Below are 238 nucleotides of genomic sequence, written 5' to 3'. Positions count from 1 at the left end.
GGCACGCTGTGCGAGCCGATGGAATCCACCACGATCGATGTGCCCGAGGAATACATGGGCACCGTCACGCAGCTCATGGCGGACCGCAAGGGCCGCATGGAATCGATGTCGAACCACGGCTCCGGCAGGGTGCGCCTGCAGTTCACCGTGCCGTCGCGCGGCCTGATCGGCTTCCGCACCGCGCTGCTTTCGGCGACGCGCGGCACCGGCATCTCGTCGTCGCTTTCCGCGGGCTATG

Annotated in this window: 1 pseudogene; it reads left to right on the top strand. The window is 67.6% G+C overall.

Annotated features, from left to right (window positions below):
- Window positions 1–238 (top strand): annotated as a pseudogene (locus AC2Q9J_RS18475) (translational GTPase TypA); the annotation flags it as partial.

It is taken from the genome of Planococcus sp. RAB007_Raresut (assembly GCF_057369535.1).
Note: the sequence above shows the minus strand (reverse complement) of the source record. Positions and strands in the feature narration are given on the sequence as shown.